Source organism: Sphingomonas arabinosi, assembly GCF_036663715.1.
Taxonomy (GTDB): domain Bacteria; phylum Pseudomonadota; class Alphaproteobacteria; order Sphingomonadales; family Sphingomonadaceae; genus Sphingomonas.
On record NZ_JAXOJN010000001.1, the window covers coordinates 210,674 to 227,612 of the forward strand.

The window sequence follows — 16,939 nt, forward strand, 5'->3', positions numbered from 1 at the left end:
CACCCCGGCGGAGGCCGGGGCCCAATTGGGCAACGGCGCCTTGGCTGGTGCTACTCTCCGTTACAGCAACCTTTCCAATTGGGCCCCGGCCTCCGCCGGGGTGGTAGTTTCAGCATGACCGACAAGCCCGAATCCGCTCCAACCCTCGCCGACTGGCAAGCGCTCGCCGCCAAGGAAGTAAAGGGCGCCGACCTAACCTGGCCGACCCCAGAAGGCATCGACGTCAAGCCGCTCTACACCGCGGACGACGTCACCACCGACCCCGGCCTCCCCGGTTTCGCGCCCTTCACCCGCGGCGTCCGCGCGTCGATGTACGCCGGCCGCCCCTGGACGATCCGCCAATATGCCGGCTTCTCCACCGCCGAAGCCTCGAACGCCTTCTACCGCCGCAACCTCGCCGCCGGCCAGAAGGGCTTGTCGGTAGCGTTCGATCTCGCCACCCACCGCGGCTACGACAGCGACCACCCCCGCGTCACCGGCGACGTCGGCAAGGCAGGCGTCGCGATCGACTCGGTCGAGGACATGAAGATCCTGTTCGACGGCATCCCGCTCGACAAGATGTCGGTCAGCATGACGATGAACGGCGCGGTGATCCCGATCCTGGCCTTCTTCATCGTCGCCGGCGAGGAGCAGGGCGTCGACCGCAAACTGCTCGACGGGACCATCCAGAACGACATCCTCAAGGAGTTCATGGTCCGCAACACCTACATCTACCCGCCCGAGCCGAGCATGCGGATCATCTCGGACATCTTCGGCTACACGTCGCGCGAGATGCCCAAGTTCAACAGCATCTCGATCAGCGGCTATCACATGCAGGAAGCCGGGGCGACGCAGCTCCACGAGCTCGCCTTCACGATCGCCGACGGCATGGAATATGTGAAATACGGCGTCGCGTCCGGGCTCGACATCGACAAGTTCGCCGGGCGGCTGTCGTTCTTCTTCGCGATCGGCATGAACTTCTTCATGGAAATCGCCAAGCTCCGCGCCGCCCGCGTCCTCTGGCACCGCGCGATGACGCAGCTCGGCGCGCAGGACGAGCGCTCGAAGATGCTGCGCACGCACTGCCAGACCAGCGGCGTCTCGCTCACCGAGCAGGACCCGTACAACAACGTCATGCGCACCACGATCGAGGCGATGGCGGCGATGCTCGGCGGCACGCAGTCGCTCCACACCAACGCGCTCGACGAGGCGATCGCGCTGCCGACCGACTTCTCGGCACGGATCGCGCGCAACACGCAGATCGTGATCCAGGAAGAGACGGGGATGACCAAGGTCGTCGATCCGCTCGGCGGCAGCTATTATATCGAGAGCCTGACGCAGAGCCTCGTCGACGGAGCCTGGGCGCTGATCGAGCGGATCCAGTCCGAGGGCGGCATGGCGAAGGCGGTCGCAGCGGGCTGGCCCAAGGCGATGATCGAGGAAGCAGCGGCTGGACGACAGGCAAGAGTCGATCGCGGCGAGGACGTCATCGTCGGGGTGAACAAGTACAAGCTCGCCGAACAGGACGCGATCGAGATCCTCGACGTTGATAACGTCGCGGTGAGAGCGGGCCAGATCGAACGGATCAACCGGGTAAAGGCGACGCGCGACGAAGCGAAGTGCCAAGCCGCCCTGGACGCCCTCCGCGAAGGCGCACGCATTCCTCCCCGGAACGGGGAGGGGGACCAGCCAACGGCTGGTGGAGGGGGCGCTCCACAAACGGATACGCCCGAGGAAGCCCCCCTCCGTCAGCCTTCGGCCGCCACCTCCCCGCAACGGGGAGGATTTGAGAACAACCTCCTCGCGCTCGCCGTCGAATGCGCCCGAGCCCGCGCCACGCTCGGCGAAATCTCGTCGGCGATGGAGGACGTGTTCGGCCGCTATGGCACGCAGCCGACCCCAGTATCCGGCATCTACGGCGGCGCCTACGAAGACGACGCGCGCTGGACCCGCCTGACCGACGGCGTCGAGGCGACCGAACGCCGGATGGGCCGCAAACCGCGCATGCTGGTCGCCAAGATGGGCCAGGACGGCCACGACCGCGGCGCCAACCTCGTGTCGTCGATGTTCGGCGACCTGGGCTTCGAGATCGTCCCCGGCCCGCTGTTCCAGACCCCCGCCGAAGCCGCCGCGCTCGCGCTCGAAAACGACGTCGACATCGTCGGCGCCTCGAGCCTCGCCGCGGGCCACAAGACGCTGATCCCCGAACTGATCGGCTATCTCCGCGAGGCGGGCCGCGCCGATATCAAGGTGATCGCGGGTGGCGTTATCCCCGCACAGGACTATCAGGCGCTGCGCGATGCCGGGGTCCAGGCGATCTTCGGCCCCGGCACCAACCTGATCCAGGCCGCCGAGGACGTGTTGAAACTCCTCGGCCACAACATGGCCCCGCAAGAGGAAGCCGCAGAATGACGAATGCAATCGAACTCCCCTCCCTGGAAGGGAGGGGCCGGGGGTGGGTTGGCCCGTTGGCTGACGACACCGCGCCTCATGCGCCTACCCACCCCCAACCCCTCCCTTCCAGGGAGCGGAGCGAAGTGCGAACCGACTGGACCCGCCCCGAAATCGCAGCACTGTTCGACCTCCCGTTCGACGAACTCATGTACCGCGCACAGACCGTCCACCGTGCGCACCACGCGATCGGCGAAGTGCAGCTCTGCACATTGCTCTCGATCAAGACCGGCGGCTGTCCCGAGGATTGCGGCTATTGCTCGCAGTCCGCCTCGTCCGACTCCGGCCTGAAGGCGGAAAAGCTGATGGACGTCGACGCGGTCCTCGCCGATGCCGCGCAGGCCAAGGCCGCAGGATCGCAGCGTTTCTGCATGGGCGCCGCTTGGCGCAACCCGAAGCCGCGCGACATGCCGAAGGTCGTGGCGATGGTCGAAGGCGTCCGCGCGATGGGCCTCGAGACGTGCATGACGCTCGGCATGCTCGACGCTGACCAGGCCAAGCAGCTCGCCGACGCAGGCCTCGATTACTACAACCACAATATCGACACCTCGCCGGAGAATTACGGCAACGTCATCACCACGCGCACCTTCGGCGATCGGCTGGAGACGCTGGGACACGTGCGCGATGCCGGCATCTCGGTCTGCTGCGGCGGGATCGTCGGGATGGGCGAGACGCGCAGCGACCGCGTCGGCTTCGTCCACGCGCTGGCGACCTTGCCGCGCCATCCCGAGAGCGTCCCCGTCAACGCGCTGGTCCCGGTCAAGGGCACGCCGCTCGGCGACATGCTCGCCGGCACGCCGATGGCACAGATCGACGACATCGAGTTCGTCCGGACGGTCGCCGTCGCGCGGATCACGATGCCGCTGAGCATGGTGCGCCTGTCCGCCGGGCGCGAGAGCATGTCCGAGGCCACCCAGGCGCTGTGCTTCATGGCGGGCGCGAACTCGATCTTCACCGGCGACAAGCTGCTGACCACCGGCAACGCCGGCGACAGCGCCGACGCGACGCTGCTGGCGAAGCTGGGGATGAAGCCGATGGTCGGCCCCGAACCGATGCGGGCTGCGGCGGAGTAAAGACTTAGCTCCCCTCCCGTGAACGGGAGGGGTTGGGGGTGGGCTCGCGCTCACCGCAGACGATACCGTAGCAGGAGGCCGGGCGCCCACCCCCGACCCCTCCCGCCAGCGGGAGGGGAGTAGATAGTTTGTTCAAGAAAATCCTGGTCGCCAATCGCGGCGAGATCGCGTGTCGGGTCATGCGGACCGCCAAGGCGATGGGCATCAAGACCGTCGCGGTCTATTCCGACGCCGACGCGCGCGCGCCGCACGTGCTGATGGCCGACGAGAGCGTCCGGCTCGGACCGGCACCCGCCGCCGACAGCTATCTCAAGGCCGAATTGATCCTGCTCGCCGCCAAGGAAACCGGCGCGGACTGCATTCACCCTGGCTACGGCTTTCTCTCCGAGCGCGAGAGCTTCGCACTGGCCTGCGCCGAGGCCGGGATCGCCTTCGTCGGCCCGCCGGCCAACGCGATCGCCGCGATGGGCGACAAGATCGAATCGAAGAAGCTCGCCAAGGCCGCGGGCGTCAACGTCGTACCGGGCTATCTCGGCGAGATCGACAGCACCGATCACGCGGTCGAGATCGCGTCGGGCATCGGCTATCCGGTGATGATGAAGGCGTCGGCCGGCGGCGGCGGCAAGGGCATGCGGCTTGCCTATAGCGAACAGGACGTCCGCGAAAGCTTCGAGGCGACCAAGCGCGAGGGGCTGGCGTCCTTCGGCGACGACCGCGTGTTCATCGAGAAGTTCATCGAATCGCCGCGCCACATCGAGATCCAGCTTATCGGCGACCAGCACGGCAACATCGTCTACCTCAACGAGCGCGAATGCTCGATCCAGCGCCGCCACCAGAAGGTCGTCGAGGAGGCGCCGTCGCCGTTCGTGACGCCGAAGATGCGCAAGGCGATGGGCGAGCAGGCGGTCGCGCTGGCGCAGGCGGTCGGCTATTATTCGGCGGGCACGGTCGAGCTGATCGTCTCGGGCGCGGACACGACGGGGGAGGGGTTCTACTTCCTCGAGATGAACACCCGGCTCCAGGTCGAGCATCCGGTGACGGAAGAGATCACCGGGCTCGACCTTGTGGAGCTGATGATCCGGGTTGCTGCCGGCGAACCGCTTGGGTTCGGGCAGGACGAGGTGAAGCTGAACGGCTGGTCGATCGAGAACCGCGTATATGCGGAGGACCCGTATCGCGGGTTCCTGCCGAGCATCGGGCGGCTGGTGCGGTACAATCCGCCCGAAACTTCCCCCCTCCCGCAAGCGAGTTCGGGGTCGACAGTGCCCCGCACTGTCGAGGATGTGCCGGGGGCACATCCGACCCCGAACTGGGCCGGGGGTGGGCACGCGCTCTCCTCCACCGCCACGGTAGCGTTCGACGACAGCGCGAGCCCACCCCCCAGCCCCCTCCCGCTTGCGGGAGGGGGGGCAGAAGGACCCCGGGTCCGTGTCGACGACGGCGTCCGCGAGGGCGGCGAGGTCAGCATGTTCTACGACCCGATGATCGCCAAGCTCATCACCTGGGCCCCCACCCGCGACGGCGCGATCGCCGCGCAGATCGCCGCACTCGACGCGTTCGAGCTGGAAGGGCCGGGCAACAACATCGATTTCCTATCGGCGATCATGCAGCACCCGCGCTTCCAGTCGGGCGCGCTCACCACCGGGTTCATCGCCGAGGAATATCCCGAGGGCTTCCACGGCGCCCCAGCCGACGCCGAACTGCTGAAGACGCTCGCCGCCGTCGCCGCCTTCGCCGCCACCGCGGAAGCCGACCGCGCCCGCCGCATCGACGGCCAGCTCGGCAAGCGTCTCCGCCCGCCTGCCGATTGGGTTGTGACGATCGACAAGACCGACCACGCCGTGACGGTCTCGACTGATGGCATCGCGGTCGACGGCGAAGACCTTGACCTGTCGCTCGAATACACGCCGGGCGACCGGATGGTTGTCGCGGATGGTCACGGCGAGGACGGCGACGAGCACCTGACGATCCGCATCGCGAAGGCGCGGGCCGGCTTCAAGCTGACGACCCGCGGCGCAAGTCACGTCGCGCGCGTGCTCCCGGCCCGCGTCGCGCCCTACACCGCGCACCTAATCGAGAAGGTCGCGCCCGATCTGTCGAAGTTCCTGATCTGCCCGATGCCGGGGCTGCTGGTCCGGCTTGACGTCGCGGCGGGGGACAAGGTTGAGGCAGGGCAGCCGCTGGCGGTGGTCGAGGCGATGAAGATGGAGAACATCCTCCGTGCCGAGAAGACGGGCACGGTGAAGTCGGTCGCCGCGAAGACCGGGGATAGCCTGGCGGTCGATCAGGTGATCCTCGAGCTGGACTGAGCGACGCGGCGTCCAGTTCTGCCCCGGCCAACGCCCATCTCGCCCCGTCATGCCGGACTCGTTCCGGCATCCACCGTCCCGCACATTCGAGAGAACCGAGTATGCGGAACGGTGGGCCCCGGCCTCCGCCGGGGTGACGGAGAGGGGTGGCATTCCTCCCAGCACCTGCGAGTCGAGCGAACCGCGCATCCTTGTTCCCCCGCGAAGGCGGGGGCCCAGTCTGGGCTCCCGCCTTCGCGGGAGAACACGAAGCGCAGGCGACGGCCGTATCTGCTGCACAGCCTTCCGATAGCACCACCCCGGCGAAGGCCGGGGCCCAATTGGCAAGGTCGTCGTAACGACAGATCGACCTCAACCACTACCGGCCCCCAATTGGGCCCCGGCCTTCGCCGGGGTGGTGACAGCAGGCGCACGTTTCCCCACCCCCTCCCGTTTCCGCCCCCATCGCTGTACAGCACCCCGGATGACTCTCCTCCGCTACCTCGCCGCGCTCATCCTCCTAGCCACCGCGCTCCCAGCGATCGCGCAGGACGAGCCCAAGGTCGCAGCCGTCGCGGCCAGCCTCACCCAGGCGTCGACCGAGCTCCAGGCGATCGACGACGCCACCCCCGCTGCGCGCGACGACAAGGCGCGGCAGGCGTTGCGGGATCGCGCGCAGGCCGTGCAGACCATCGCCGCCGATGCGGTCCGCACGCTCACGCCCGAGATGGCGCTGGTCCAGGCGCGTGTCGCGGAACTCGGCGCCGCCACCCCCGGCGTCGTCGAGGCGCCCGAAATTCGCCAGCAACGCAAGCTTCTCGCGCAGAGCCAGTCGGCGATCGATTCCGCCATCAAGCGCGCGCGCCTGATCGGGATCGAGGCCAAGCAGCAGATCGACGATATCGGCGCGGCCGAGGCGGAGGAGCTCGGCCAGCAATTGTCCGAAAACACCGGTTCGCCGCTGTCGCCCGCGCTATGGGCGGCGATCGTCGATCACCTGCCGCGGGACACCGCGCGGCTGATGCGGTTCGCCAACGTCGAGATCCGACAGTTCGGCGCACGGTTCGACATGCGCGCCGGCACCGGCCTGCTCGTCGGGATACTCACCGCGCTGGTGCTGATCGTGCCGTTGCGGCGCTGGCTGCACGGCGTCGGCCGGCGCTACGCGACCGACCATGCGCCCGGCGGGCGGCTGCGACGCTCGGCCTATGCGCTGTGGCTGGTGGTGATCGGCACCGCGCTGCCGGGCCTCGCCGCATGGGCGATCGTCGCGTCGCTGCGCTGGGCCGGGCTGGTCTCGCCCGCCTGGAGCCGGTTCGGCGCGATCTTCGTCGGGATCTCGTGGTTCTGCGCGTTCGTCTCGTCGCTCGGTGGCGCGCTGCTGTTGCGCGGCCAGTCGACGTGGCGCCTGTTGCCGATCGGCGACCCTGCGTCGCACGCGCTGCGGCCGTACACGTGGATGGCGGCCGGGTTGATCTTCTTCGGCCAGTTGCTGATCGCGACCAACGCGCTGATCGGCATCAGCGCGCCAGCATCGAGCGCCGCCAACGCAGTCGTCGCGCTGCTGCACATCGTCCTGATCGGTGCGGTCCTGGTGACGCTCGGACGCCTGCGCGCCGCCGCGCTGCCCGATCCGACGAAGCCCGCGCGCAATACCTTGCTGGCGATCGTCGCGACGCTCGTCTGGCTGGTGCTGCTCGTCACGCTCGTCGCCGGGCTGATCGGTTATGTGAACTTCGCGCTGAAGGTCGCGACGTGGCTGCTGTGGGGCGCGATCGTCGGTGCGACCTTGTACCTGATGATGACCTTCACCGACGATGCGTGCCGCACGTTGCTGTCGAGCGGCAACCGCCTCGGACGCTCGGCAAACAGCGGCTTCGGCGTCGACAACAAGACCGTCGACCAGATCGGCGTGCTGCTGTCGGCGGTATTGCGGCTGTTGCTGATCATGCTCGCGGTCGGCGCGGTGATGGCGCCGTTCGGGGCAGGCGTCGGCTCGGCGTTCGAGCTGTTCGGAACGGTCGCGAACGGCGTCACGATCGGCCAGATCACGATCTCGCCGGGCGCGGTGCTCCGCTCGATCGCGGTGCTGTTCGTCGCGCTGGCGATCTTGCGCGGTCTGCAGCATTGGCTGGTGAATAGCTACCTCCCGACCACCGCGATGGATGCGGGCGCGCAGAATTCGGTGACGATGGTCGCGCGCTATGCCGGGATCATCGCCGCGGTGCTGTGGTCGCTCGGCGCGCTCGGCATCGGCATGGAGAAGCTCGCGGTAGTGCTCGGCGCGCTGTCGGTCGGGATCGGCTTCGGCCTCCAGGCAATCACGCAGAACTTCGTCTCGGGCCTGATCCTGCTCGCCGAGCGCCCGGTGAAGATCGGCGATCTCGTCCGGATCGGCAACATGGAGGGCGACGTGAAACGGATCAACGTCCGCTCGACCGAGATCCAGGTCGCGGACCGATCGACGCTGATCGTGCCGAACTCGGAGCTGATCACCAAGACGATCCAGAACATGACGCTGGCCGCGCCGATCGGCCGTATCCAGCTTCAATTCTCGGTACCGCTCGAGGAGGATCTGGACGCGGTGCGGACCATGTTGTTCGCGGCATTCGCCGAGAAGCACGAGGTGCTCGACGATCCCGAGCCCAAGGTGTTCATCGACTCGATCGACGCCGGCCGCGCCAAGTTCAACTGCTTCGCCTATGTCGCGTCCCCGCGCGACGCGTATCCGATCCGCAGCGAATTGCTGTTCACCCTGCTCCGCCAGTTTCGCGAGGCGGGGATCGAGGTGGGTTCGACTGCAACGAAGATGGAACTGGTCGGTTCGCTGCCAGGCTCGCCCGTTGCCGATCCGAACGCCGGTCCGAATCTCGGTCAGAATAGGGCGTAAGGCAGCGACACGGTATATTTCGATCCCGCCGCCATCGTTCCGCGCGGTCTGATCCGCACGTTGGTGACGGCTCGGGGCGTCGCGCTCGGATCATAGGTCCAGCTGCTGCCGTTGTTCGACGAGAAGTCCACATCGTCGGTGGTGCTGGATGGGCTGGTATAAATGACCGCCAGCGACGAGGCAGGAGAGCCTTCCGCGGTCACCACGTACGCGGTCGATGCGGTCCCGTCGCCGTCCAGCGCGACCTGGAGGCGGGCAGGGGTGGGCAGTGTGAACGCCAGCGTATCGCCGTCCAGCGCGAACGGATTGGGGTTCTCGATCTGCATCGTCATGCGCAGCTTCGCGCCGGGAATCGCCTTTGGATTGACGGTTGCGGCCGATGCTTCCCACGTGGTGCGTTGCGAAACCGTGACGATCGCGCCCCTTGCAACCGTCATCGTCACGTCGACCGATGCGACCTTGCTATCCTGGTCGTTTCTCCCGAGCAGGCATAACCCCAGCGTCCCGATGCCGTCGCAGAATTTCCAGGACCAACGGACCTGGAAGCTTCCCTTGTAGATGCCAGCGGGCGGGGCGGAGGCGCTCACCGGCTTGATATAGATCGGCACCACGGCCCTGCTACTGCCCAGCAACGACAGGGTCGTTCCCTCGAAATACGAACGGCTGGTATTCGCGACCAAAGGCGCGGTACCGTCCGAACTGGCCGATAGCGAATAGCCGACCGACCCGCCGGTGGGTGCGGTAAGCGTCAGCGTACCCGTCGTCAGCAGTGTCGCGCGCAGGTAATCGTCAGCGAGGAGCGCCAGGACGTTGGCGTTCGCGCATGTGAACGATCCCGTCGTCGCGATGAAGCCTGCGGTCGTAACCCCGGCGGGCGACAGCGTGCCAAGCCTTGCGGTCGAAGGCGTGACGACCTCACACGCGAAAGCCGGTGCCGCCGCAAGGCCGAGGGACAGGATCAGCGCCGCGACCAGCCGCTTCACGCCGCGTGCGGTCGTCGCCAGACCATGTTCGATACCCACCGCATCCCTCGCACCCATTTCGATGCTCCAGCGGTATTCCCGCATTCGTTAATGCGTTTTGAAGAACCGGAAACGGGTGTTTTCGCTGATCGAAACGACACGCGTCGGTCTTGCGAAGCCTTGCAAAACGTTCACAACGCGGCGATGACGATCATTCCTTCGCGATACCGCGCCCCATGAGCGCCCACGCCGAAACGCCGCGCTCCAGCACGATCCTGATCGCGAGCGTCGCCACTGCCGCGCTCTCAGGCCTGTTGTTCGGTTTCGATACCGCGGTCATCGCGGGCGTCACCGGCGCCTTGAAGGCGAAGTTCGCGCTCAGCGAGGCGTGGCTCGGCTTCACCGTCTCGTCGGCGCTCTGGGGTACGCTGATCGGCGCACTGTTCGTCGGATCGCTCGGCGATCGCTACGGCAGCCGCAACGTGCTGCGGATGCTCGCCTTCCTGTACGTCGTCACCGCGCTCGGCTGTGCGCTCGCGTGGAACTGGCACAGCTTCATCGGCTTCCGCTTCATCAACGGCATCGCGATCGGCGGCTCGTCGGTGCTCGCGCCCGCCTATATCGCCGAGCTGGCGCCACCCGCACAGCGCGGCAAGATGGTCGGCGGGTTCCAGTTCGCGGTGATCCTCGGCATCCTGCTCGCCTATGTCTCGAACGCGGTCATCGGTTCGCTCGATCTCGGCGACGTCGAGTGGCGGTGGAAGCTCGGGATCGTCGCCGCACCGTCGCTGGTGTTCTTCGCGCTGCTGTTCCGCATCCCCAATTCGCCGCGCTGGCTGCTCGCAAAGGGCCGCGACGTCGAGGCGAAGCAGGTGCTGGCGCTCGTCGGCATGAGCCCCGACGTCGCGCGGGCCGAGCTGAATGCGCCCAAGGGTAATGCATCGCTCTCCTGGGTGCGCCACCGCAAGCCGATCACGCTCGCCTTCCTGGTCGCGATGTTCAACCAGTTCAGCGGCATCAACGCGTTCCTCTATTACCTCAACGACATCTTCAAGGCGTCGGGCGGCAGCCTCTCGCCCGATCTCCAGGCGGTGATGATCGGTGTCGCCAACATGGTCTTCACATTGCTCGGCATGCTGCTCATCGACCGGATCGGCCGCCGCACGCTGCTGCTGTGGGGCTCGGCCGGCATGACCGCAGCGCTTACCGTCGGCGGCTTGGCGCTGCTCGGCGTATTGCCCAACTGGCTGCTGCTGCCGTCGCTGATCGTCTTCATCATGTTCTTCGCCCCCGGCTCCGGCGCGGTGATCTGGGTGTATATCTCGGAGGTGTTCCCGCAGAACGTCCGCGCGCGCGGGTCGAGCATCGGCTCGTCGAGCCATTGGGGCTGGAACGCGGTGATCGCGCAGGTCTTTCCCATCGCCGCGGCATGGTCCGCAGGCGCGCCGTTCCTGTTCTTCGCGGCGATGATGGCGGTCCAGTTCGTGACGGTATTCCTCTACTTCCCCGAGACCAAGGGCGTGCCGCTGGAGGACATGGAAGCGCATATGTCGCGATAAGCGGCAGGTGCGACGAAAGCGCCGCGGAACGGGCACAATCCTGCGACAATTGCCGCCTAATCGACACGCTCGATCATCGGGGTGGAATGGGTATGCGTAGTTTGGGTCTGGTTCTGGCGGTGAGCATGCCTGCAATGGTGGCCGCGCAACAGGCACCGTCGTCGCCCGCCGCTGCTGACGCCGCAGCCGACGCGCAGGCATCGGAGCAGGACGAGGGCGCCGAATCCGGTGAATCCGAGGAGATCGTCGTCACGGGTTCGCGCAAACTCCCCGGCGCGGTGGTCGGCGACATTCCGCCCGACCAGACGCTGGGTCAGGCCGAAATCCGCTCCTACGGCGTCTCCACGGTATCCGACCTGTTGAACGAACTCAGCCCGCAGACCACCAGCGGTCGCGGCAGCGGCGGTGCGCCCGTCGTCCTGCTCAACGGCCGCCGCATCTCCAGCTTCAGCGAAATCCGCGACATCCCGACCGAGGCGATCCAGCGCGTCGAGATCCTGCCCGAGGAGGTCGCGCTCAAATACGGCTATCGCGCGGACCAGAAGGTCGTGAACTTCGTCCTGCGCCGCCGCTTCCGCGCGGTGACCGCAGAGGCCGTCGACGCCCAGGCGACCGATGGTGGCGGCAATACTCCCAAGGGCTCGCTCGACTTGCTCAACATCGCGCGCGATCGCCGCCTGAACCTGCATGCCGAATACACGTCGAGCGAGCCGCTGACCGAATCCCAGCGCGATATCCTCCAGCCGGATCGAACCGCGAACAGCGCGCTCGGCGCGGATGGCAGTGTCGTCGACCAGCGGCCGTTCCGCACGCTCCAGTCCGCGACCAGCACTTTTACCGCGAACAGCGTGTATGCGCGCGACATCTTCGGCAATATCGGCGCGACGATCAACGGCCGCCTCGAATCGACCGACAGCCGCAGCCTCAACGGACTGCCCTTCGTCACGCTGAATCGGCCGGGCAGCACCCCCATCAACCGCGCGCTCGAGGACGACGGCGTCCTGCCGCTGACCCAGCGTACCTCGTCGATCGCCACGCATCTCGGCACCACGCTCAACGGCGATGTCGGCACGTGGCGCTGGAACGTCACGGGTAATTACGATCGCAGCGACACGCAGACCTTCACCGAGACCGGCCTCGACGCGAGCGACTTCAATGCCCGCATTCGCGCCGGCGATCCGACCGCGAACCCGCTCGGGAGCTTGCGTGCGAGCGACTTCGGCGCGCTGCCGGGCAACCGTGCCTACGCGTCGCAGAGCACCGGCGGAGTCGACGCGGTCGCGAACGGCACGCTGTTCTCGATGCCCGCCGGCGCGGTGTCGACGACGATCAAGCTCGGCGCCGAGACCGCCGACTTCAAAAGCCGCTCGTATCGCACCATCAACCTGATCGGCGTCGATACGCAGGGCCGGGTATCGCGCGATACGGTCAACGGACAGGTCAATGTCGACGTGCCGCTGACGAGCCGGTCGAAGGACGTGCTGCCGTTCCTCGGCACGCTGTCGGCGAACTTCAACCTCGCCGAGGATCATCTGTCGGACTTCGGTACGCTGCAGACGCTCGGCTATGGCGCGAACTGGTCGCCGATCGAGGGCGTGCGCGTGATCGCCTCGGTCACCGACACCGACGAGGCCCCGACCGCGCAGCAGCTCGGCAACCCGTCGATCACCACGCCCAACGTCCGCGTGTTCGACTATGTGCGCGGCGAGACCGCGACCGTCACGACGATCAGCGGCGGCAACCCCGGGTTGGTCGCGGACAACAACCACGTCAAGAAAGTCGGGCTCACCCTGAAGCCCTGGTCCGCGAAGAGCCTGTCGATCACCGCCAACTATGTCGAGAGCCGGGTCGACAACCCGATTGCGGCCTTCCCCGCAGCGACCGCGGCGATCGAGGCGGCGTTCCCCGATCGGTTCCAGCGCGACGCAGGCGGCGCTCTGTTGCAGGTCGATCGCCGGCCGATCAATTTTGCGCGCAGCGACCGCTCCGAACTGCGCTGGGGAATCAACTTCTCCGCGCCCCTCAAGTCGAAGGTCCAGCGTGAGCTGGAGGCATACCGTGCCGGCACCGGCCCCAACCCGTTCGAGGGCCTGCAGCCGCCCGGTGGCACGCGCCGTCCCGGTGGTGCGGGCGCTGATAGGCCGCGCGGCGACGGTGCGCGGGTCGGCGGCGGTCCAGGTGGCGGCGGGGGTGGCGGCGGGGGCGGTCGTGGCTTCGGTGGCGGCGGTCGCGGCGGGCAGGCCGGTGGTCGCGTCCAGTTCGCGGTCTACCACACCTGGCACTTCACCGATCGCGTCCTCGTTGCAGACGGCGGCCCGAGCCTGAACCTGCTCGACGGTGACGCGATCGGCAACAACGGCGGGCAGGCGCGCCACGAACTGGAGGCGCAGGCGGGCTACACCAACAACGGCATCGGCGCGCGCATCTCCGCCAACTACGCGACCGGCACGCGCGTCGACGGCGGCACGATCGCGGCACCCGAGACGCTCAACTTCGGCGGCCTCGCCACCGCCAACTTGCGGCTGTTCGCCGATCTCGGCCAGCGGCTGGAATGGGTGAAGGCGCATCCGTGGCTGCGTGGCACGCGCATCAGCCTGTCGGTGAACAACGTCTTCAACACCCGCCAGCGCGTCACCGACGCGACCGGCGTGGTGCCCAACACCTACCAGCCCGACTATCTCGATCCGCTGGGCCGTACCGTGCGCCTCAGCATCAGGAAGTTGTTCTAGGACGCGGCCGGCATCCCGACGGGCGCCGGCCAGCGCCCCAGTCCACTCGAAATCGACATATCTATCCTGTTGCCCGGCGACGAAGCGCGCTTATGGTGCGACGATATCGTCCGACACCGAGGGTAATGTTAGCCTATGACTTTGAAATTGACCGCGCTTGCCGGCGTCGCTGCAATCGCTCTCGTCTCGCCCGCAGCCGGTCAAGGTCAGCGCCCGGCAGCGACCGCGGCAAAGCCAGCGCCGGTCGCGGATTTGGTCAAGTCGGTCGATATTCCCTACCAGCAGTTCACGCTGAAGAACGGCTTGCGCGTCGTCGTGCACACCGATCGCAAGGCGCCGGTCGTGGCGGTTTCGGTCTGGTACAACGTCGGCTCGAAGTTCGAGCCCAAGGGCAAGACCGGCTTCGCGCATCTGTTCGAGCATCTGATGTTCAACGGCTCCGAGAACGCCCCCGGTGATTTCTTCGAGCCCCTGAAACAGGTCGGCGCGACCGACTTCAACGGCACCACCTATTATGATCGCACGAATTACTTCGAGACCGTGCCGACTGCGGCGCTCGACCGTGCGCTGTTCCTCGAATCCGACCGTATGGGCTACCTCACCGGTGCGATCACGCAGGGCGTGCTCGACGAACAGCGCGGCGTCGTCCAGAATGAAAAGCGCCAGGGCGACAACCAGCCCTACGGCCTGACCGAATACAAGATCACCGAGGGGCTGTTCCCCGCGACACACCCCTACGGCCACACCACGATCGGCTCGATGGCGGATCTCGATGCGGCCTCGCTGCAGACGGTGAAGGACTGGTTCAAGGATCACTACGGCCCGAACAACGCGGTGCTGGTGCTTGCCGGCGACGTCGACACGGCCACGGCAAAGCGGCTCGCCGAGAAGTATTTCGGCGGCATCCCCAGGGGCGCGGAGAGCATCGTCCCACCCGCACCGATCCCGACGCTGCCGGCACCGGTGAGCGAGACGATCAAGGACCGCGTCGCCGCGGTGATGATCAGCCGCAACTGGGTGGTCCCCGGCCTGAACGACAAGGACGGCACTGCGCTCAGCGTCGCGGCGGGCGTGCTCGGCGGTCTCGCCAGCAGCCGGTTCGACACCGCGCTGGTCAAGAAGGAGAAGCTCGTTACGCGCATCTCCGCCTCGAACAACAGCTTCAGCCAGCTCGGCATGTTCGAGATCCAGGCGATCGTCCGGCAGGGCGTCGACCCTGCAATGGTGACGAAGCGGATCGACGAGATTCTCGCCGACTTCCTGAAGAACGGCCCGACCGCGGACGAGGTCAGCCGAGTCGCCACGACGACCGCGTCGCGCACGATGCAGGGGCTCGAATCGGTCGGCGGGTTCGGCGGCAAGGCGGTGACGCTGGCCGAGGGCGCGCTGTATTCGAACGATCCCGGCTATTACAAGAAACAGCTGCTGCAACTGGCGGCCGAGACACCCGCGAGCGTGAAGGCCGCCGCGGCGAAGTGGCTCTCGCGTCCCGCCTATTCGCTGACCGTCGTGCCGGGGCCGCGCGATGCCTATGCCAACGCGGTCGTGCCGCCCAAGGTCGACGTCGTGCCCGCGCCCGAGGCGCCGCCAAAGGGCACGCGTGGGCCGTTGCCTGGCGTCGGCACCGTCGCCGGCCTGAGCTTCCCGACCGTCGAGCGCACGCGCCTCGCGAACGGTATCGAGGTGGTCTACGCACAGCGGACCGCGGTGCCGGTGACGCAGGCGGTATTGAGCTTCGACGCCGGTACCGCTGCCGACGTCGCGGACAAGCTCGGGACGCAGCAGCTGACGCTGGCGATGATGGACGAGGGCACGCCGACCCGCGATTCGGTTGCGCTGGCCGAGGCCAAGGAGCGGCTCGGCGCGGATATCGGCTCGGGCGCGTCGAGCGACCGGACCTTCCTGTCGTTGCAGGTGCCAAGCGCCAACCTCGCGCCGGCGATCGACCTGTTCGCGGACATTGCGCAAAACCCGGCCTTCGCCGATGCCGAGGTCGCCCGCGTGAAGAATCAGCAGCTCGCGCAGATCTCTCAAGAGCTGACCAGCCCAGGCGGGATCTATGCGCGCGTAATGCCGCCGCTGCTCCAGGGGCCGACCTCGCCCTATGCCAAGGCGATCGGCAGCGGCGATCCGAAGGCGGTCGCTTCGCTGACCCGGTCCGACCTGGTCGCGTTTCAGCACGCATGGCTGCGGCCCGACAAGGCGAAGATCTTCGTCGTCAGCGATCGTCCGCTCGCGGAGGTGAAGGCGGCGCTCGACGGTCGGTTCGGCACATGGACGCCGACCGGCGCGGCTGGCGCGAAGGTGTTCCCGGCGACGGTCACGCCATCGGGGCCGAAGATCGTGCTGGTCGATCGGCCGGACAGCCCGCAATCGGCGATCTTCGCCGGCATCCCGACCGGCCTGAAGGGCACGCAGGACCTGTTGCCGATCGCGACCGCGAACGATGCGCTCGGCGGCAGCTTCCTCGGCCGCGTCAACATGGACCTGCGCGAGACCAAGCACTGGTCCTACGGCGTGTCGGGGCGGTTCCAGCAGGTCGAGAACGCCGCACCCTACATCCTGTCGGCGCCGGTGCAGGCGGATCAGACCGGTCCGTCGATCGCGGCCCTGCGCAGCGATATCGGTGCGTTCCTCGGCAAGGAGCCTATGACGCAGGTCGAGTTCGATCGTGCGATCAACGGCGCGATCCGCTCGCTGTCGGGCAATTTCGAAACGTCCGATGCCGTGTTGAGCGCGATGCAGCAGAACGACCTTCTGAAGCGGCCCGACAATTACTACGCGACGATCACGCAGCGTTACCAAGGTCTTACCCTGCCGCAGCTCAACACGGCGATCCAGCAGGCGATCGATCCGAAGAAGACGATCTGGGTCGTGGTCGGCGATGCGAAGACGGTGCGGCCACAGCTTGACAGCATCGGCCTGCCAGTCGAGGTCATTCCCGCGGCGTCGGTTGCCGACGCCAAATAGCTTTTAGAGCCCCGGCGTTCGGGGCGGTAATTCAGGAG

The 16,939-nt window shown here is 67.2% G+C and carries 8 protein-coding genes; 7 read left to right on the top strand and 1 reads right to left on the bottom strand.

What is annotated here, in order from left to right:
• Positions 1-114 precede the first annotated feature (114 nt).
• The 4 genes from scpA (at position 115) to U1708_RS01015 (ending at position 8,681) form a co-directional block, all read left to right on the top strand.
• Positions 115-2,391 carry a methylmalonyl-CoA mutase gene (gene scpA / locus U1708_RS01000; RefSeq protein WP_332741841.1) on the top strand — a complete coding sequence of 759 codons (2,277 nt, stop codon included), beginning with the start codon at positions 115-117 and terminating at the stop codon, positions 2,389-2,391.
• A gap of 125 nt (positions 2,392-2,516) precedes the next feature.
• A complete protein-coding gene (bioB, locus tag U1708_RS01005) occupies positions 2,517-3,503 on the top strand; it encodes a biotin synthase BioB (protein ID WP_332741843.1) in 987 nt (328 codons plus the stop codon).
• 128 nt (positions 3,504-3,631) lie between these two features.
• On the top strand, positions 3,632-5,812 hold the full coding sequence (locus tag U1708_RS01010; protein WP_332741845.1) for an ATP-binding protein: 2,181 nt from the start codon (positions 3,632-3,634) through the stop codon (positions 5,810-5,812).
• A 463-nt stretch (positions 5,813-6,275) separates the two neighbouring features.
• Positions 6,276-8,681 (top strand): DUF3772 domain-containing protein, encoded by a 2,406-nt coding sequence (locus U1708_RS01015; protein WP_332741847.1) that lies wholly within the window; start codon positions 6,276-6,278, stop codon positions 8,679-8,681.
• On the opposite strand, the gene U1708_RS01020 is transcribed toward U1708_RS01015, so the two are convergent.
• Positions 8,666-9,748 (bottom strand): spore coat protein U domain-containing protein, encoded by a 1,083-nt coding sequence (locus tag U1708_RS01020; protein ID WP_332741849.1) that lies wholly within the window; start codon positions 9,746-9,748, stop codon positions 8,666-8,668. The genes U1708_RS01015 and U1708_RS01020 overlap by 16 nt on opposite strands.
• A gap of 131 nt (positions 9,749-9,879) precedes the next feature.
• On the opposite strand from U1708_RS01020, the gene U1708_RS01025 reads away from it, so the two are divergent.
• The 3 genes from U1708_RS01025 to U1708_RS01035 all read left to right on the top strand — a co-directional run bounded on the left by U1708_RS01025 (position 9,880) and on the right by U1708_RS01035 (position 16,901).
• On the top strand, positions 9,880-11,202 hold the full coding sequence (locus U1708_RS01025) for a sugar porter family MFS transporter (protein ID WP_332741851.1): 1,323 nt from the start codon (positions 9,880-9,882) through the stop codon (positions 11,200-11,202).
• Between the two features lie 92 nt (positions 11,203-11,294).
• The gene (locus tag U1708_RS01030; protein WP_332741853.1) at positions 11,295-13,931 is read left to right on the top strand and encodes a TonB-dependent receptor; all 2,637 of its coding nucleotides are present in this window, start codon (positions 11,295-11,297) and stop codon (positions 13,929-13,931) included.
• A gap of 135 nt (positions 13,932-14,066) precedes the next feature.
• Positions 14,067-16,901 carry a M16 family metallopeptidase gene (locus tag U1708_RS01035; protein ID WP_332741855.1) on the top strand — a complete coding sequence of 945 codons (2,835 nt, stop codon included), beginning with the start codon at positions 14,067-14,069 and terminating at the stop codon, positions 16,899-16,901.
• Positions 16,902-16,939 lie beyond the last annotated feature (38 nt).

Bases quoted from the DNA above. Each gene is read 5' to 3' on its own strand.
- U1708_RS01035 (WP_332741855.1), top strand. From the start codon at position 14,067: ATGACTTTGAAATTGACCGCGCTTGCCGGCGTCGCTGCAATCGCTCTC.
- scpA (WP_332741841.1), top strand. From the start codon at position 115: ATGACCGACAAGCCCGAATCCGCTCCAACCCTCGCCGACTGGCAAGCG.
- U1708_RS01020 (WP_332741849.1), bottom strand. From the start codon at position 9,748: ATGCGGGAATACCGCTGGAGCATCGAAATGGGTGCGAGGGATGCGGTG.
- U1708_RS01015 (WP_332741847.1), top strand. From the start codon at position 6,276: ATGACTCTCCTCCGCTACCTCGCCGCGCTCATCCTCCTAGCCACCGCG.
- U1708_RS01025 (WP_332741851.1), top strand. From the start codon at position 9,880: ATGAGCGCCCACGCCGAAACGCCGCGCTCCAGCACGATCCTGATCGCG.
- U1708_RS01030 (WP_332741853.1), top strand. From the start codon at position 11,295: ATGCGTAGTTTGGGTCTGGTTCTGGCGGTGAGCATGCCTGCAATGGTG.